Raw genomic sequence first — 18857 nt, 5'->3', positions numbered from 1 at the left:
CTAAGGCTCTTTTTTCGACTTTTGGGGAGAGAATGAAAGGTAGGAGAAAGTATAATGTCAGATAATTATCGTTCTCGTACAGAACGAAATCATGTGAAAAATCAAGAGAAAAAAACACATAAAGAAGAAAAACCAAAGAAAAAAGGCTCCTTTTTCAAGAAATTCCTTATAGGTTGTCTACTTCTTGGTATCGTTGGTCTCGTAGCCGGCGTTTCCGCTTTCTTTGTTATGGTAAAGGACGCTCCAAAATTAGACAAATCCAAACTTGTTAATCCTTTATCAACAAAGTTTCTTGATAAAAACGGGAATTTCTTCTATGAATACGGTGCTGAAAAACGAACGCATGTTACTTATGATCAAATTCCAAAAGTAGTTGAAAATGCATTCCTTGCAACTGAGGATTCGCGTTTCTATGATCATAATGGAATTGATTTTAAACGAACTACAAAAGCAGTTATGGAAAATGTCACTGGTGGTTTCGGTTCCCAAGGTGGTAGTACGATTACACAGCAAGTCGTTAAAAACTATTTTCTAACGATGGATAAAACTGCTAAGAGAAAAGTACAAGAATGGTACTTATCTTATAAATTAGAGCAACAATACTCTAAACATGAGATTTTAGAAATGTACTTAAATAAGATTAATTTAGGTAACCGTTCATATGGTATTGCGACAGCAGCGCAAAAATATTATGGTAAAGATTTAAAAGACTTGCAATTACATGAAGCTGCTATGCTCGCTGGTTTACCCCAAGGTCCAAACATTTATGATCCAACAAAAAAGGAAAATGTTGAACGAGCAACAAATCGTCGTAATGTTGTATTATCATTAATGAATCGACATGGTTATATAACAAAAGAAGAAATGAATAACGCCGTTAAGATCCCAGTAACAGAGGGCCTTCAACCGTCTTCAGAAGTAACTGAGATGAAGTATCAAGCATTTTTAGATGCGGTTGTAAAAGAAGTTGAAAAAGAATATCCTGATGTAAATATCGGTTCAGATGGTTTAACGATTCATACAACACTTGATCAAGATGCTCAAGATTACGCTGACAAAATTATGGATGGCAATCTTATTAAGTATCCAGACGATCAATTCCAAGGGTCATTCGTATTTATGGATACACAGTCTGGAGAAGTTCGAGCAATTGGTGCTGGACGTAAAGAAAGTAAGTCTACTTTCAAAGGTCATAATATGGCAACTGATTTAAAACGCCAAGTTGGTTCAACAATGAAACCAATTTTCGACTACGGTCCGGCAATTGAAAATTTACAATGGTCTACATACCATCAATTAAACGATTCAGAGTATACGTATTCCAATGGTAAAAAAATACAAAATGCAACAAAGAGCTACAAAGGTGACGTTTCACTACGTGAAGCTTTGAAAAAGTCATTAAACATTCCAGCTTTAAAGACAGCACAAACAGTTGGTCTTAATAAGTCAAAAGAATTCGCTGAAGGTTTAGGCATGACCTTTAAAGAAGGAAAAGTCTACGAATCAACAGCAATCGGTAGTAACGAAGGGTCTCCATTGGAAGTAGCAGGTGCATATGCAACCTTCGGTAATAGTGGTAACTATAATAAACCACACTTCGTAAAAGAAGTAACCTTCCCGGACGGGAAAAAGAAAAGCTTTAAACCTAAGGAACAACGCGCAATGCAAGACTATACAGCTTACATGGTTACTGACGTTCTTCGTGACGTAGTAAAACCTGGTTCTGGTGGTACAGGTCCAACAGCATACGTTTCAGGTGTTGACGTAGCAGGTAAAACAGGAACACAAAACTTTGATGCATCAGTTCTTCAAAAATATGATATCCCAGCTGATGCAAACAGAGATAGCTGGTTTGCTGGATATACACCACAATACACAATGGCTGTTTGGACTGGTTACGAAAAAGATGGTCCAAAAAATTATGTTAGTGATCGCTCCACTAGAATTGCACAGCAAATGTTCCAAATAATGATGAGCAAATTCGCTACAGATAAATCACGCTTTGAACGTCCTTCTTCTGTACAAGAAATAAACGGAGAGTTATACGTTAAAGGTGCGAAAAAAGATGCAATTAAACAAATTAAAGTAGATGCCCCTAGTGGTCTGAATGTCACTTTTGATGGCGCTAGCACAGTTACACTAAACTGGTCTGGACCAGCAGAAGTTGACGCATATGCAGCCAGCTATAAAGCAACTGACGGTTCAAGTGGTAGCCTATCAATAAGTGGTACGACAGCTACTCTTGGTGGTATTAAACCAGGTGTTACTTACAGCTTCTCTGTAGTAGCGAAAAAAGGTACTGGAACAAGCCCAGCAATTGGTGCATCCTTCACTGCGCCTGGCGGAACTCCAGATGCGAAAAAAGCTGATGAAGAGGCTAAGAAAAAGGCCGATGAAGAAGCTAAGAAAAAAGCTGATGAGGAAGCCCAGAAAAAAGCTAATGAAGATAAAGTAAAACAAGACGAAGCTAAGAAAAAAGCTGATGAAGAGGCTAAGAAACAACAAGAACAGCAGCAACAACAAGAACAACAACGTAAACAGCAAGAAGAAGCTCAAAAGAAAGCTGATGAGGAAGCTAGAAGAAAAGCTGAAGACGAAGCTAAGAAAAAAGCTGAAGACGAAGCTAAGAAGAAAGCTGAAGAAGAGGCCAAGAAAAAAGCTGAAGACGAAGCTAAGAAACAACAAGAACAGCAACACCAAAATACCGGAGGAGATACACCTCAGGCAGACGGTGCTGTTGTTACAACAGAGTCCTAATAAACAAAAAAAGAAGTCCGTTTCTCTTAACGAGAAGCAGACTTCTTTTTTGTTATCATTTTCTTTACAAACAGCTTTTCTATTTCGATATATAACTGCGCTAATTGAATATAAGAATGATAATTACTCGGTTTCTTTATAATGAATGAATACCTTTCCATAAAATTAACAGGTTGCACTTTTAATTTATTCGTATTTATTTGCATTTCATTCAAACTATGAACAGGTTGCTCATTTAACCAATAGACAACCGATAACAAGTGAGCTGCAAAAAGAATCATTGGCCCCTCAGCCTCTTGCTTATCTCTATTTCGAAACAGTATAGCAATGTCTTCATGCTTATTTTTCCATACATTCAACACTGCTGGAATACTGTTTTCAATTTCCTTCCATGGCTTATACTGTCTTTCAATATCAAATATAAAGTAAGTATTTTGTATTATTTCTTCAAAAGACTCGTCTGTATGATACTCAATTGAATTTACGCTTTCTTTAAAAAATGGTAAGCAATGAAATTCTTTCGGTATTTCTATAACTCGCTCCATCCTTTATTTCACCTTCATTCGCTTCTTTCCTTCACGACATACTTCTAACAGCCTGCACTCCTCACATTGCGGTCGTTGTGCTTTACAGTGATAACGTCCAAAGAAAATCATACGATGATGCGTAACCCCCCACTCATCCATCGGTACTTTCTTCATTAACGTTTTTTCTACTTCTAACACAGAGTCTTTCCATCTACAAATCGCTAATCGTTTACTCACTCGCTCCACATGTGTATCAACAGCAATTGCCGGAATCCCAAACGCTACGGAAACTACAACATTCGCTGTTTTCCTTCCTACACCTGGTAATTTCGTAAGTTCATCTCGATCGCTCGGTACCTCCCCATTATAGTCATCTAATAACATTCGGCATAATTTTTGAATGTTTTTTGCTTTATTTCTATACAATCCGATAGAGCGTATATCTTGTTGTAATTCTTCTAGAGAAACACTTAAATAATCTTCTGGTGTTTTATATTTTTGAAATAAATTTCTTGTCACTTTATTTACAAGTACATCTGTACATTGTGCAGATAACGCCACCGCGATTACAAGTTCAAATGGATTGTCATGAACCAATTCACAATGTGCTTCTGGATACATATCCGCCATTGTGTCTAAACAATAACGGATTTGCGTTTTGTTAAGCATATTTCCCCTCCTATATTACTGCTCCAACCAATTATAAAAAGGCACTTTTCCAGTAAATTTCGTCTCTTGTTTTGTCATTTGTTGTGCTCTTTGTTGATTCGCTCTAAATTTTTGACCTTGATTTTGAGCCTGATCTACCGTTTTAATTCCATTCTTTTTCCACTCAAATAAAATACGATCAATATATCGGAAATTTAGTTTTCCACTCATTACAGCTTCTCTAAGAGCCGCTTGAATTAAATTTGGATGATGTTGATCTTGGTCCTCCCACATTCCTAACGTTTCACATTCGAACGGCGAAAGTGGTCTTCCAAATTCTTTTTCGAATACTGTATATAAATTTACTTGCAGCTGTTTTTTTTCTTTTTGCTCTTCCTCTATTGATTCATCCATTAAGAAATGTAATATTTTTTCCCATAACGGTTGTAAAGAATAACTTTCGCACATCATCGCTTCTGATCTTTGTCCACCTTCTAGTGATAAAAAACCTTTTTGAATCAACGCTTGAATTATTTCCATACATTTCATTTCTGTTATCGTCATCCGTTCAGAAATCTCTGAAGGAGTCGGAAACGAATTACCTGATTCTAAAAATGTATGTATATGAAGTACAACCATAAATTCCGTCTCATTTAAACCTAATTTTTTATAATGCATCATAAGCAATTTTGGAATTGCAATGCTTCCCTGCTCAAACCACTGTAACATCATTTTCTTTTTCATCACCAAACACCTCGCTCTCTAGTATAACACACCTTTAGCTATTTCTTTTTGCCACAATTCGTCAAAAAAACCTCCCCATTAATAGGGAGGTTTTGTATATTACATAAATGAAATATACAATTAAGCTTGCACTTTACTTTTCATAAATGTATGGATGCGTTCCAATGCTTTCTCTACTTGTTCAAGAGATGTCGCATATGATAAACGAACATTATTTGGGGCACCAAATCCTGTACCTGGTACAAGAGCCACTTTTTCCTCTTCTAATAGAGCTTTTGCCCAATCATCAACTGTTGCATATCCTGATAAAGCTACAGCTTCTTTTACGTTAGGGAATAAGTAAAATGCACCTTGCGGTTTAATACAAGTAAAGCCAGGGATTTGAATTAATTTATCATAAATGATGTTTAATCTCTCTTCAAAGGCTTGACGCATTGTTTCCACAGGTTCTTGTGATCCTGCATATGCCGCAATTGCGCCGTATTGAGCGATTGAAGTAGGGTTTGACGTACTATGACTCGCTAAGTTCGTCATCGCTTTAATAAGCTGCTTATTTCCTGCAGCATATCCAATACGCCATCCTGTCATAGAATGAGATTTAGATACACCATTAATAATAAGTGTTTGTTCTTTTAATTCATTAGAAAGCTGGGCAATTGAAATATATTCTACGCCACCATAAATTAATTTTTCATAAATTTCATCAGAAACGATTAAAATATCATGTTCTAAACATACTTCTCCAAGCTGTTGTAATTCTTCTTTGCTATAAATCATTCCTGTTGGATTGCTCGGTGAATTAATAATAACTGCTTTCGTTTTCTCTGTAATTGCCTCACGCAGCTGCTTTGCTGTAATTTTGTACTCATTGTCTTCTAAACCTTCTACATAAACCGGCTTACCGCCAGCAAGCTTTACTTGCTCTGGATAGCTTACCCAGTAAGGAGTTGGGATGATAACTTCATCTCCCTCATCAAGTAATACTTGGAATAATGTATATAATGCATGCTTTGCGCCATTACATACAATAATTTCAGATGGATCATACGCAATACCTTGATCGCGAGTAAATTTCTTCACAATTTCTTGTTTTAACGATTGTAATCCACCTGTTGGTGTATACTTCGTATGCCCTTCTAACATCGCTTTATGTGCAGCATCCATAATATGCTCTGGTGTATTAAAGTCAGGTTCCCCTGCCCCTAATGCAATTACATCATGACCCTCTGCTTTTAATGCTTGTGCCTTTGCTGTAATTTCTAAAGTTGAAGACGGTGTTAAAGCAGCTACTCGCTTTGCTAATTTCATTTGTAGTTCCCCCTACATCTATTTTTCAATGCTATATCGTCTTAAAAATTTTCCATCTTTAAATTCAAGATAGTAATAACTATAACGATTGTCATCATCAATATATGTAACTTCCCATAGTGGTACATCATTTTCAAAGCCTAATTTCACTTTCATAATCTCTTTCGGCTTACTTTTTGATTCCTTACTTTCATTGCCGACTTGCTCTATTGTTCTTTGTATAGCCTCTTTTTCAGAAATACCTTCACTCTTTTTCCTTACTACAGTATCCCCTTTTTTCTCAGGCACCCAAACGATAAGTTGTTCTCCCTTTTCATCTGTACCTTGCACGACTATATATGCAGATTTTCCGTTGTAATAATCAACAGATTTCACCTTTGTAAGCTTTGCTTTTTCTTTAGCAATTTCTACAAATTTCGACTCTTTTGGAATTTTCTTTCCCATCGCTTTATTATAAACATACGCCCCATATATTCCGCTAGCAACGATAACAATAATGATTGCAAAAATCCACTTTTTCATTGTATCGCTACGTTCTGTAAATCGTAAATACAGCTGTTTCTTTATCTTTTTCGTCTAATGCTAGTCCGAACATGAGGTCCTGCTCTTTTAACGTACGATTCAAACTATCAACAATTTTATACAAATCAGACGAATATTTAATACGCGTCGTTGATAGTACTTCGATTTTCTTCTCCATGAAAAAACTCCTCCGTTACACAAAAATTTCTAATTATAGAAGAACGCAATGCGGTTACAATAAGAGTACATTCTTTACAACCCCTGCTTCATCACCCATCTATTATAGCAGGACATGTACAGCAAAAAAAGGTTTCAAGTCGAAAACCAACACATTTTGTATACAAGAAGTAAGAAAAATAAAATTCCTCCTACCCACATTTTTTACGCCTGAAGTTTATAAGTACTTCAGGCGTATTTTTCTTCCATTTTTATTCATTTAATGGTTCTTCTAATTGTACTAATAATTCTTCTAATGGCCCTTCATAAAGAGGTACGTTAGGGATCGATTGTAGAAATCGTTTTCCATAGGAAGAACTCGTCAAACGACGATCTAACACTACTACCGTTCCTGTATCTGTATTCGTTCGAATTAAGCGGCCGAATCCTTGTTTGAAACGTAATATTGCTTGTGGCAACGCTAATTTAGCGAATACATCCTCACCTTGATTTTTTAGCCACTCACCTTTCGCTTCCATCATAGGTTGATGAGGAGGCGTAAATGGTAGACGGACAATAACAAGACAACTTAAGGCATCTCCTGGAATATCTATCCCTTCCCAGAAACTACTCGTCCCTAATAAAATTGATTTGTCGAACTCTTGAAACTTTCGAATTAAGCGGCTTCGACTTCTATTATTCACACTTTGTGTGAGTAATAAATAACCCTCTAATTCATCATTATTTTTTAAATTCGCATACGCTTCTTTTAACATTTCATACGAAGTGAATAAAACAAGCATTCTGCCTTTTGTGGCTTTCGCTATCTTTGCAATATGTTCCGATACAGATTCAATATATCGCTCATTACTTACTTGCTTAATAAAAGGTACATCCGTTGAAACCATTAATTTCATTTGTTCATCATAACGAAATGGCGACGGAACCTTTAAAGTATTTGGAGCGAAATCATGTAAACCAAGTTCCTCTTTTATATAATCAAACGTATCGTTAACTGTTAGTGTTGCGGATGTAAAAATAACACTCTTTTTTTCTGTTAAAAATTCATCAGCAAATCTTTCACCAATATGAACAGGCTGTGCATATAGAACTGTTGAATGAATCGTCCCTTTCGTTTCAGTCTCCATCCAAGTTACATACGAATTCTTTTCTAATACGAGTAACTGTAATGATTCTGCCATCTTTCTCAGCAACTCAATTAAATGCATAAATTCACCTGTTACAACATGCATCTCCCATTCTAACTTACTTTGCAATATATCCACTTGCTTCTCAAGAGCAGTTACTATCCTTCTTAATTCATATATAAAACGATTTGTTAATTCGACGATACTATCCCACAACTTACCTTTTTCTAGTTCTGCGTTATACCTATAGATGAGCGGCATATTATTCGTTCCTTGCTCTTGCTTTGTTTGTTTAAATATAAAAGTACGTAACATTTGGAAGAGTTCATCCGCATCAAACTTAAGTTCCTTCAAACTATAACTTATCATACGGAAAGTTGAACGAGATGCTTGCTCTGATTTTTTCATCATTTTATATACTTTGGAGAGTACATCTTCTGTTTCTAGCGTCCCAAGACGAGATATAACCAATTGAAAATACATACAAGAGAACTGTTCACCCAATGTTCTACTCGCAGCTTCTTCAATATGGTGAGCTTCATCAAAAATAATATGTTCGCATGAAGCAAACAGCGGTTCTTCACTTGAAAAATCTTGAAATAATAACGCATGATTTGTAATAACGATATCTGCAAATAAAGCTTTATTCTTCGCTCGCTGGTAAAAACAACGACTAAACCAATTACTTTGCATACCGCCTGGACTATACGCATCACTACAAATACGATTCCAAAGTAACTTTCCGCCCTCAGGAATATTTAATTCGTCTCGATCACCCGTTTCAGTTTGCAATAGCCAAACTAAAATCTTCGCTTTCGTAAGAGCCATATCATAATTTTTTTCTTCCTCTTGTAAAGCATACTCAAATTTGTGTAAGCAAAGATAATGCTTTCTTCCTTTTAGAAGAGCTGCATCAAATGAAAATGGCATTATTTTTTGTAATAACGGAATTTCTTTTTCTAATATTTGTTGTTGGAGTTGTACCGTTTGTGTACTTATAATGACAGGTTCTTCTTTTCTCTTTGCAAAATAAAGACTAGGAAGCAAATACGCAAGAGTCTTTCCTGTTCCTGTACCGGCTTCAATTAGTGAAAAACGAGAATCTCTTAACGCCGTATATATCTCTTTCATCATCAGTTGTTGACTTTCTCTTCTTTCAAACTTTGGCATATGTGATTCCAATTTATCCATCGTTTTATTCAAGAAAGCATCAAACTTTGATGAACACGTTTCTCCAAGGTTTAAGGAATAGTTCCGCTTTTTCAGCGCAATATTTCGATGTATTTCATACTCCGCTATATCTTCTTTACCATGCATTACTTTCTTTAAAATATTTTCAGAAAGCACATCAGCTATATCACTTTGAAACACGTCGCTTAATTCATAAAGCGATTGCAACGTGACAAGTGGTAACTTTTCAATTTCATTTAAAAATTGTAAAAATAATTCCGCTGTTGCAAGAGCATCACTATCCGCACGATGTGGTTGATCATGTTCTAGTTCGTGCTTCTTAGCTAAATCACGTAATTTATAACTATCAGCTGTCGGTAAAAGAATTTGAGCCAATTCAACCGTGTCGATTTTAGGACAATGTATTTCTGTATATCCAGCCTGCCTTAATTCTTCATTTAAAAAATTCCAATCAAAGTGAACATTATGCGCAACGAAAGCCGCACCTTGTAATAGCTCAACAATCATCGGGGCTACATCTTGAAATAACGGGGCTTGTTTTACAAGACTTTCATCAATCCCTGTTAATTCTGTAATAAATGGTGGGATCTCTCTCTTTGGGTTAACAAAAGACGAAAAAATCTCCAATATCTCTCCATCTTCTACTACAACAGCTGCAATTTGGGTAATTTTATCCTTCCCATCTTTCCAGGAGTTCCCTGTCGTCTCTAAATCAACAACGACATAACGCTTACTCATATATGTAACACCTCAATTTCTTACCGTTCAAACAACAATAATTTATATAATGTTACTATACCACGTTTTATCTCATCTTAATGAAAAGATGCACAAAAAAGCTATCTCCGCAATGGAGATAGCTTTTCTACTTATAATATCGTACCCGCTTTTTCAGCACCTAACATTTCAATAATTTGATTATTGTCGTCTAGTACTGCAATTTTTGGTTCTTGTTTATGAACCTCTTCTTCCGTAACTAGCCCATAACAAATAATAATTACTTTGTCCCCTGGTTGTACAAGCCTTGCCGCAGCACCGTTTAAACAAACAACACCACTACCGCGTTCCCCTTTAATAACGTATGTCTCTAAGCGAGCACCATTATTATTATTTACAATTTGGACTTTTTCATTTTCTACAATATTTACTGCATCCATTAAATCTTCATCAATTGTAATACTACCTACATAATTTAAATTTGCCTCCGTTACAGTTGCACGATGTAACTTTGCTCTCATCATTGTGCGAAACATAGATGCTCCCCCTTATTTAACCGTTAATGTTATATTGTCAATTAATCTTACATTTTCAAATTTAACTGCAATAGCTAAAATGATTCGTCCTTCGACTTTCTCTACCATTGTTAATGACGGATATGCATATAAATCCGCATAATCTACAGTGCCTTTCGTATGCGTCTCAATATACTCTTTCACAAGATTTGTAATGATTTCCGGATTACGTTCACCTGCCTCAATTCTTTCTTTCGCTATACATAGACTGCGGTATAAATGAAGAGCCTCTTCACGTTCATCTTGTGATAGGTACACGTTACGAGAACTTTTCGCTAATCCATCTTCTTCCCTTACAATATCAACTGGTACGATTGTAACTGGAATATTGAAATCAGTTACAAATCCTTCAATTACTGCAACTTGTTGAGCATCTTTCATACCGAAATAAGCACGCGTGGGCAGCGTAATATTAAATAGTTTCATTAGTACAGTTGCAACACCAGCAAAATGACCAGGTCTTTGTTTACCGCATAATACGTCCGTGCGTTTCACAACTTCTACTGTTGTTGTTTGTTCTGATGGATACATTTCTTCTACACTCGGATAAAATAAATAATCTACACCGTTTTCTTTTGCTACATTTTCATCTCTATCAATATCACGAGGATATCGATCTAAATCTTCATTTGGGCCAAATTGCAGCGGGTTTACAAATACACTTAAAACTACAATTTCATTTTCTTCTCTTGCCTTACATAATAAGGTAGCATGCCCTTCATGTAAATAACCCATCGTTGGAACAAAACCAATACTTTTTCCACTTGCATGCAGTTCGTTTGTAATTTGCTGCATCTCTTGCACTGTAGTTACGATTTTCATTATTGTTTTCCCCCGTATAACGCTAAGCGGTCTTCTTCTTTCATTGTGAACGAATGTTTTTCTTCAGGAAATTGCCTTGTCTTTACTTCAGTAACGTATTGTGAAATCCCGCGCACAATCTCCTCTTGAACAGACGTATATTGCTTCACAAATTTTGGAACACGATTTACGCCATATGAGATAAGATCATGATAAACAAGCACTTGCCCATCTACTTTTTGTCCTGCACCAATCCCGATTGTTGGTATTGTTAGTTGTTCTGAAATAAGTTCTGCTAACTGCATTGGTACACATTCTAACACAAGCGCTATTGCACCAGCTTCTTCACATTTCTTTGCATCTTCTATTAATTTTTTTGCACTCTCCGCATCTTTTCCTTGCACTTTATATCCACCCAACACTCCTACAGATTGAGGTGTTAAACCTAAATGCGCTACAACAGGAATTCCTGCGTTCGTCAAATATTGAATCGTTGATATAACTTCTCCAGCACCTTCTACCTTCAGTGCGTGCGCCCCGCTCTCTTGAACGATGCGGCGTGCATTCATCATCGTTTCTTGTAATGATACGTGATACGACATAAATGGCATATCAGTTACAATAAACGTCTCTTTCGCTCCGCGGCGTACAGCTTTCGTATGATGAATCATATGCTCTACTGTTACAGGTACTGTTGAATCGTATCCGAGTACAACCATTCCAAGAGAATCTCCAACTAAAATCATATCAACTTCAGCTTCTTCTGCTAATTTAGCAGATGGATAATCATACGCCGTTAGCATTGTAATCGGCTCACCTTGCTCTTTCATCTTCAAAAAATCTGTTTTTGTTTTCAAAAACTACTCCTCCTTTATGCAGGAGAGAGGAGATGGCCGAAATCATATAAAAAACCCCTCTGGCCATAAAAGGGCAGAAGGGTTGTGTGTTAGTCGGCATTATTCATCCCTCTGTCCCAGTCCGTTATTGGATCAAGGCAGAATCCAAGTTATTATTTTTCATATTACTTCGAATCATGGTGCAGTTCACTCTGATACTGCCCACATTCGAACTAATTATAGCAAACTACAAAAAGGAATTACTACATTTTTTTGAAAAAATAATTTTTTATTCTTATTACGGTATATGAAATTTAACAAGAGAGTATATATGCTATAAAGTGAAAATTTAATCAGCCCGACAAATAGCGGGATAAAGTTTTTATAGATAATTCAATCTTGAAAAGATACATGTTTTTTCAACGCATGTTAAAAAAATCTAAGTTAATTTCTTCTATAATCAATTGAACTGTATAGTATAACTCTTAAACTAATGATACAGGTTAATTGAGGAAAAGGACTTAACAAAGGAGAATTGCAGATGTCTATGAACAGGTGGTTATTTCGATTCAGCAGTTTGCTTGTAATGATTGTATGGTGGATGTCTTTAGGATCCTTTCATGTATTTTCCTCAGTTAATGTCGTAACACAACCCACCGATTTAACGAACGTGATTGAGGTTGAACTAAATGATGATTACTTTAATCCAAATGTCATCACGATTCCGCTTGAAGGATCTACAACATTACTATTGAAAAATAAAGGTAAAAACGAGCACACCTTTACAGTGAAAAAACTCGGCATTGACGTCGTAGTCGAGTCAGGAAAAGAAAAGAATATTACCGTGAAACCTAAAAATACTGGTACATATGAATTAATATGTCGATACCATCTTCTTAAAGGAATGGAAGGCAAAGTAATCGTCAAATAACATGCCAGGCCAACTAGACGGAAGATATTTTGAAGTGAACTTTAAATATGAAAAGAATTTATTATCATGTTACAAATTCAACTCAAAAATATTGAAATAAAAAGAAGTTCCAAAAGAGGAACTTCTTTTACTTAATTTCGATATCTGCAGAATGAATATGATGTACTTTCCCCTCATGATCCTCCAGAAGTAATACACCATCCTCTGTGATTCCTTTCGCTAACCCCGTAATCGTCTCTCTCATCGTTCGAGCAGTAATTTCTTTCCCGATGCTCACAGCGTAACTTTCCCAAAGAATTTTAATGACAGAGAAACCATTTTGTAAATACTCTTCATATAATTTTTCTAGTTGTAAATAGATTTGTTGCATAAGTTCTGCACGAACAATCGGCTTACCTGATTCAATCGCTAATGAAGTAGCAATGTGCTGAATTTCTTCATCAAAATGTTCTTGCTTTTGATTCGCATTAATACCGATGCCCATAATGACAGCATTAATTTTATCAGGATCCGCTTGCATTTCTGTTAATATACCTACAGCCTTTTTACCTTGAATTAAAATATCATTTGGCCATTTTATTCCCACGCCTACACCTGTACATTTTTCAATTGCCTGTGCAACACTAACAGCCGCTAACAAAGTAAGTTGCGGTGCATGATGAACTGGAATCGATGGGCGTAAAATAATACTCATCCAAATTCCTGTTCCTTTTGGTGAATGCCATTTTCTGCTTAAACGACCTCTTCCCGCTGTTTGTTCTTCTGCTACAACGATAGTTCCTTCTTCTGCACCTTCATAAGCCAGTTTTGCTGCAATGTGCTGCGTTGATTCAACAGTTTCTTCAAAATACACTGTTCTACCAATTCGCTTCGTTTGTAGCCCTAACTGAATTTCATTAGCAGTCACTTTGTCTGGCTTACTTGCAATTCGGTAACCTAATCGACGCACAGCTTCAAGTTCATATCCCTCACTCCGGAGATCTTCCATATGTTTCCATACAGCAGTTCTTGAACAACCAAGTTTATCACTAATCGTTTGGCCGGATACAAACTCGCCATCCGCTTCAGAAAAAACTTGTAATAACTGCTTTCTTATAGTAGATTGCATCCTTGCAGCCACTCCCTTATACGCTCTTTCTCATTAACTATGTTCCCTTGTACGATTGCTTCCTCGATTTTCTGAAGCATTTCAGCAACCCACGGACCAGGCTTTTTGTTTGCCCAGTTTAATAAATCATTACCAGTCACATTCATTTCTTGACGCTCCTGGATTGGCAATACATGAAACATTGATTGTACTCGTTTAACAGATGTAGGGTCATAGCTTTCAATCATCGCTTCATATACTCTCTCTGCCATTTCAGCGATATGAATTCCCGTTTTATAAAGAAGGACTGTATCCCAACCCCTCTCCTTTCTAGTACGGATTGCCAATAAAACTGCAACAATATCTTTTATTTTTTTATTCGAAAACTTCCATTGACGTAAAAAGACAGATGGATGTTCTTCTCCGATACAATATAAGAAAAATGCCCACGCCTCAATATCCGTTTCGAAAGAATCCCATTTATACCGCGTAGCTGTTAAGAGTCTTTCTTCTGACATTTGTAAATATGGCAAATGAGAAAATAGCTTCGTCTCTACTAATTCTTTGAGACCTTTCACACAATATGTACCAGTTAACAGTTTCTCAAACTCTACTGTAATGCGCTCAATTGCTATATGTTCTAGCAAATGCCCATACGTTTCAATCGCTTGCTTCGTTTTCGTTTCTATTGAAAAACCTAACGTGCTTACAAACCGAATACCACGTATCATTCGCAGGGCATCTTCTTGAAAACGATCCGCAGCATTTCCAACTGTCACGATTTCTCTCTGTTGAATGGCTTCCTGTCCAGCGAATAAATCAACCATTTCGCCTTCTTCTGTCATAGCAATTGCATTCATAGTGAAATCACGACGTTTTAAATCCTCTTCTAATGAACGAACAAATTGAACACTACTAGGTCTTCGAAAATCTTCATATTCGCTTTCTGTTCGAAAAGTAGTTACCTCATAAGGCTCACCATTTTCTAAAACAATTACAGTTCCATGCTCAAGACCAACAGGAACATTTCTTGGGAATATAGCCATCACTTCTTCTGGTAAAGCAGATGTCGCAATATCAATATCTCCAATCGGCCTATCGATAATAAGATCTCGTACGCTCCCACCAACAAAGTAAGCCTCATGTCCTTGTTGCTTTAATGTCTCAATAATAGAACTAGCTTTTTTAAATCTTTCCATTTTTGTCATCCCTTAGTACGTCATAGTAAATCGTTTCATATTGTGAAACAATTTTTTCTGAGCGAAATTGCTCATAAACACTTTCTCTTGCTCGTTCTCCCATATTACGATGAAGTTCCTCGTCCTTTAATAGCTGAGTAGCTTGATTTGCCACTCCTGTTGTATCGCCAACTTCACATAAATATCCTGTTTCCCCGTGTTGAATAACCTCTGGAATACCTCCGACCCGTGTTCCGATACAAGGTACACCACACGCCATTGCTTCTAATAAAACAAGACCAAAACTTTCCTTCTCTGATAGAAGCAACATTAAATCACTCATCGCAAGTAGTTCTGCAACATTATCTTGCTTGCCTAGGAATAAAACGCGATCTTCAATATGTAAATTCTTCACTATCTGTAAAATCGTACAGAATTCTGGTCCGTCTCCAACAAGAAGCAACTTCGCATCTACTTCTTTAACAATTTTAGCAAATGCCTGAACAACATCCTGCACACGTTTCACTTTACGGAAATTCGAAATATGAATAAGTACTTTTTCGCTCTCACTTATACCGTATTCTTTCTTTAATTGAGACATATTACGCTTGAAATATACACGTTCGTCTATAAAGTTATATACCGTTTGAATTTCTTTACTTGGTTTTACAAGCTCATGCGTTTCGTTAATTAATGAATGCGAGACAGCAGTTACAACATCCGATTGCTCAATACCAAAACGAATTAAATTATTTAACGAAGGGTCGGAACCTAACACAGTAATATCTGTTCCATGCAAGGTTGTAACAATTTTAATACGCTCTCCGATCATTTGTTTTGCTAAATATGCACAAATCGCATGTGGTATTGCGTAATGCACATGTAAAATGTCTAGATTTTCTCTTTGTGCAACCTCTGCCATTTTACTTGCTAACGCTAAATCGTATGGTGGATATTGAAATACAGAGTATTGGTTTACCGTCACTTCATGAAAATAAATGTTTGGATATACTTTATTTAACCGGAATGGTAAACCCGATGTAATAAAGTGAATTTCATGCCCGCGTTCCGCCAATTGCTTTCCTAATTCTGTTCCAACAACTCCAGAACCACCTACAGAAGGATAACATGTAATACCTATTTTTAATTTCATTTACATCCCCCTAATAAATCAGCATGTAATAAAACCGGTTTCTTACTCATAAATCCCTCGGCATACAAGACTCCAACTTCTTTTCCAAACATCTTCTCACGAGCAATCACCGTTTCAACGTATCCTTCTGTTAACGGTGTCTTAACCCCATCACTCCCTGTTGAAAACTGACTTTCATACGATTCTAATGCTTCCACCTTTATAGAGAGGTGCTCACTTATATCTATACAAAAATTCGGTTTATGAAAACCATTAATCATATAATTATAAAAAGACTCCACACGATGTGGTGCAAGTTCCGGCATATATTTACGGATTCCTGCTGAAAAAATAGCCTCTTCCACAAGCTTTGCACAATTTGCATGATCTGGATGGCGATCTTCATAGTACGGCGCAAAAACTAGTTTTGGTTTATATGTACGGATCACCTTGACAATTTCACGTATATACTCTTCTTTCATATACAAACCACGGTCTGGCATCGCTAAATTCAGTCTCGTTTTTACTCCCATTATACGAGCTGCAACCTTTGCTTCTTCTTTTCTCAACTCTATCGTTCCATTTGAAGAAAGATCAGCTTCTGTTAAATCACAAATACCTACTTCATACCCTTGCTTTGTATATTTAGCGATGGTACCAGCCATGCCGATTTCAACATCATCGGCATGAGCACCAAACGCTAATATATGTAATCCACTCATAATTGTTCCCCTCATTTTCTTAACTTACGATAATCTAAATCTCCTCGCTCTAATGCGTGCATTAACATTTCAGCACTTGCCATATTCGTTGCAAGTGGAATCGCATATACATCACATAAACGAAGCAATGCATTCACATCCGGTTCATGCGGCTGTGCTGTTAATGGATCGCGGAAGAAAATCACCATATCTAAATCATTTTTTGCAATCATTGCACCAATTTCTTGATCTCCACCAAGAGGGCCAGATTGATATCTTGTTACAACTAATCCAGTCGCTTCCATAATGCGAAGCCCTGTCGTTCCTGTTGCAAATAATTCATGTTGTTCAAAAATTGGTTTATATGCGTATGCAAACGAAACCATATCATTTTTCTTTTTGTCATGTGCGATTAAGGCAATTTTCATCCGTTGTCTCCCCTTTAGTCGATAATATTTTCTAAACCGTACACAAGATGATCCAGGTTCATTACTGTCTCAATTGATAGTTTTACACCTGACATAAATGATGCACGATTGAATGAATCATGACGAACTGTTAACATTTGTCCATCTCCACCGAACATTACTTCTTGGTGTGCAATAAGCCCTGGCAAACGTACACTATGAATGTGAATACCGTCTACATTTGCACCACGTGCACCTGCTAGTTGCTCTACTTCATTTGGATGACCTTGCTGCTTTGATTCACGATTTTGACGAATTAATTCTACCGTTTTTACAGCTGTACCAGATGGTGCGTCTAATTTTTGATCATGATGTAATTCAATTACCTCAACATCTTGGAAATATTTCGCTGCCATTTGTGAGAATTTCATCATAAGAACTGCACCAATTGCAAAGTTTGGAGCAATAATTGTTCCTACTGCTTTTTCTTTTGCATTCTCTGTTAAACGTGCCAATTCTTCTTCTGTAAATCCAGTTGTACCAATAACAGAACGAAGTCCACGCTCAACTGCAAGTGTAACGTGTTGTTTCCCAACTTCTGGTGTTGTTAAATCTAACAACACGTCTGCTTCTACTTCATCTAAACAAGTATGTAAATCAGCGTAAATCGGTGCATGTAATGCTGGCATGCCAGGTAAATCAGAAATCTTCTCACCACCATGCTTATAATCCACTGCTGCTACTAAATTTAAATGTTCCGTTCTTTCCATAAGAAGGACTGCTTCATGTCCCATACGTCCTCTTGGTCCGGCGATAATTACTTTAATTTCTTTCATTATTCTTTCTCTCCCTCATCAATACGTGTCCAGCGATCTTTATCACGTGTATTAAATTTGTTCATTACAATGTTATGTGCTGTCTCTAAATCAATATTTAAACTATTTGCCATACAAATCATAACAAATAATACATCTCCAAGCTCTTCTTCAATACTATTTTCTTTTTCAGTTGTTTTCTTCGGTTTCTCACCATAATAATGATTTACCTCTCTTGCAAGCTCTCCCATTTCTTCCGTTAAACGAGCCATCATTGCAAGCGGACTGAAATAACCTTCTTTAAACTGACCAATATATGCATCTACTTCTTTCTGCATATCTTTCATCGTTTTTGCTTCCATACTATTCACCTCTAATCCTTCCTCTTTCATGTTAGCCAATTCATCGCGATTTGACAAATATTATTCCCCGCCAAACACCTATTTGCTACCCTTTTTTGGATAGACTATAATAAAGTGAAACTTCTTTTGCGATTTTTGCAAAAGATCAGCCCGAACTAATCGGGTTCCTACGGCTGGTTCGCCTTTCTTCAGAACTTTATCTCCTACAAGCCGTTGGTACGGGGTAAAGTGAAACTTCTTTTATGTGCTTTTCGCAAAAAATCAGCGCACACCAATCGGGTTGCAACTAGAAATTACTTATTATTATGTTTTAC

At 36.6% G+C, this 18857-nt stretch carries 19 protein-coding genes; 2 read left to right on the top strand and 17 right to left on the bottom strand.

Going from position 1 to position 18857, the window contains the following annotated elements; all coding sequences use genetic code 11:
* Positions 1-54 precede the first annotated feature (54 nt).
* Positions 55-2757, top strand: coding sequence for a PBP1A family penicillin-binding protein (locus ASE54_RS01335; protein ID WP_001283103.1), 2703 nt, complete (start codon positions 55-57; stop codon positions 2755-2757).
* A 26-nt stretch (positions 2758-2783) separates the two neighbouring features.
* Here ASE54_RS01335 and ASE54_RS01330 read toward each other — a convergent pair whose 3' ends face one another.
* The 10 genes from ASE54_RS01330 to panB all read right to left on the bottom strand — a co-directional run bounded on the left by ASE54_RS01330 (position 2784) and on the right by panB (position 11951).
* On the bottom strand, positions 2784-3302 hold the full coding sequence (locus tag ASE54_RS01330; protein ID WP_000442662.1) for a YpoC family protein: 519 nt from the start codon (positions 3300-3302) through the stop codon (positions 2784-2786).
* A gap of 3 nt (positions 3303-3305) precedes the next feature.
* On the bottom strand, positions 3306-3953 hold the full coding sequence (gene nth / locus ASE54_RS01325; protein ID WP_000933035.1) for an endonuclease III: 648 nt from the start codon (positions 3951-3953) through the stop codon (positions 3306-3308).
* 15 nt (positions 3954-3968) lie between these two features.
* Positions 3969-4676, bottom strand: coding sequence for a DNA replication protein DnaD (gene dnaD / locus ASE54_RS01320; RefSeq protein WP_000728537.1), 708 nt, complete (start codon positions 4674-4676; stop codon positions 3969-3971).
* 120 nt (positions 4677-4796) lie between these two features.
* The gene (gene aspB / locus ASE54_RS01315; RefSeq protein WP_000761559.1) at positions 4797-5984 is read right to left on the bottom strand and encodes an aspartate transaminase AspB; all 1188 of its coding nucleotides are present in this window, start codon (positions 5982-5984) and stop codon (positions 4797-4799) included.
* 18 nt (positions 5985-6002) lie between these two features.
* The gene (locus ASE54_RS01310; RefSeq protein ID WP_000758739.1) at positions 6003-6506 is read right to left on the bottom strand and encodes a DUF5590 domain-containing protein; all 504 of its coding nucleotides are present in this window, start codon (positions 6504-6506) and stop codon (positions 6003-6005) included.
* A gap of 7 nt (positions 6507-6513) precedes the next feature.
* The gene (locus tag ASE54_RS33380) at positions 6514-6684 is read right to left on the bottom strand and encodes a YpmA family protein (RefSeq protein WP_000412179.1); all 171 of its coding nucleotides are present in this window, start codon (positions 6682-6684) and stop codon (positions 6514-6516) included.
* Between the two features lie 250 nt (positions 6685-6934).
* Entirely contained in the window at positions 6935-9739 is a 2805-nt protein-coding gene (gene dinG, locus ASE54_RS01305) for an ATP-dependent DNA helicase DinG (RefSeq protein WP_000044951.1), read from the bottom strand.
* Positions 9740-9870: 131 nt separating this feature from the next.
* Positions 9871-10254, bottom strand: coding sequence for an aspartate 1-decarboxylase (gene panD, locus ASE54_RS01300; RefSeq protein ID WP_000490186.1), 384 nt, complete (start codon positions 10252-10254; stop codon positions 9871-9873).
* Between the two features lie 12 nt (positions 10255-10266).
* Positions 10267-11115, bottom strand: a complete 849-nt coding sequence (gene panC / locus ASE54_RS01295; protein ID WP_000707006.1) for a pantoate--beta-alanine ligase — start codon at positions 11113-11115, stop codon at positions 10267-10269.
* A complete protein-coding gene (gene panB / locus ASE54_RS01290; RefSeq protein WP_000853118.1) occupies positions 11115-11951 on the bottom strand; it encodes a 3-methyl-2-oxobutanoate hydroxymethyltransferase in 837 nt (278 codons plus the stop codon). Before panB ends, panC begins: the two co-directional genes overlap by 1 nt.
* 520 nt (positions 11952-12471) lie before the next feature.
* On the opposite strand from panB, the gene ASE54_RS01285 reads away from it, so the two are divergent.
* Positions 12472-12861 (top strand): cupredoxin domain-containing protein, encoded by a 390-nt coding sequence (locus ASE54_RS01285; RefSeq protein WP_000062384.1) that lies wholly within the window; start codon positions 12472-12474, stop codon positions 12859-12861.
* A gap of 127 nt (positions 12862-12988) precedes the next feature.
* Here the strand turns inward: ASE54_RS01285 and ASE54_RS01280 are convergent, their stop codons facing one another.
* From ASE54_RS01280 to ASE54_RS01250, 7 genes are read right to left on the bottom strand one after another with little or no spacing between them, the layout of a single operon-like run.
* Positions 12989-13969, bottom strand: a complete 981-nt coding sequence (locus ASE54_RS01280; RefSeq protein WP_001192058.1) for a biotin--[acetyl-CoA-carboxylase] ligase — start codon at positions 13967-13969, stop codon at positions 12989-12991.
* Positions 13954-15147, bottom strand: coding sequence for a CCA tRNA nucleotidyltransferase (locus tag ASE54_RS01275; RefSeq protein ID WP_000439309.1), 1194 nt, complete (start codon positions 15145-15147; stop codon positions 13954-13956). Before ASE54_RS01275 ends, ASE54_RS01280 begins: the two co-directional genes overlap by 16 nt.
* Positions 15134-16279 carry an N-acetyl-alpha-D-glucosaminyl L-malate synthase BshA gene (gene bshA, locus ASE54_RS01270; protein ID WP_000768306.1) on the bottom strand — a complete coding sequence of 382 codons (1146 nt, stop codon included), beginning with the start codon at positions 16277-16279 and terminating at the stop codon, positions 15134-15136. Before bshA ends, ASE54_RS01275 begins: the two co-directional genes overlap by 14 nt.
* On the bottom strand, positions 16276-16980 hold the full coding sequence (gene bshB1 / locus ASE54_RS01265; protein WP_000015671.1) for a bacillithiol biosynthesis deacetylase BshB1: 705 nt from the start codon (positions 16978-16980) through the stop codon (positions 16276-16278). Before bshB1 ends, bshA begins: the two co-directional genes overlap by 4 nt.
* Positions 16981-16991: 11 nt before the next feature.
* Positions 16992-17387 carry a methylglyoxal synthase gene (gene mgsA, locus ASE54_RS01260; RefSeq protein ID WP_000684765.1) on the bottom strand — a complete coding sequence of 132 codons (396 nt, stop codon included), beginning with the start codon at positions 17385-17387 and terminating at the stop codon, positions 16992-16994.
* Between the two features lie 14 nt (positions 17388-17401).
* On the bottom strand, positions 17402-18202 hold the full coding sequence (gene dapB / locus ASE54_RS01255) for a dihydrodipicolinate reductase (RefSeq protein ID WP_000658818.1): 801 nt from the start codon (positions 18200-18202) through the stop codon (positions 17402-17404).
* Entirely contained in the window at positions 18202-18543 is a 342-nt protein-coding gene (locus ASE54_RS01250; RefSeq protein ID WP_014894810.1) for a nucleotide pyrophosphohydrolase, read from the bottom strand. The genes dapB and ASE54_RS01250 overlap by 1 nt, the downstream gene beginning before the upstream one ends.
* Between the last annotated feature and the right edge of the window lie 314 nt (positions 18544-18857).

This window comes from Bacillus sp. Root131 (genome assembly GCF_001429475.1).
In the GTDB taxonomy this organism is placed as follows: domain Bacteria; phylum Bacillota; class Bacilli; order Bacillales; family Bacillaceae_G; genus Bacillus_A; species Bacillus_A thuringiensis_S.
This window is presented reverse-complemented; position numbering and strand designations above follow the sequence as displayed.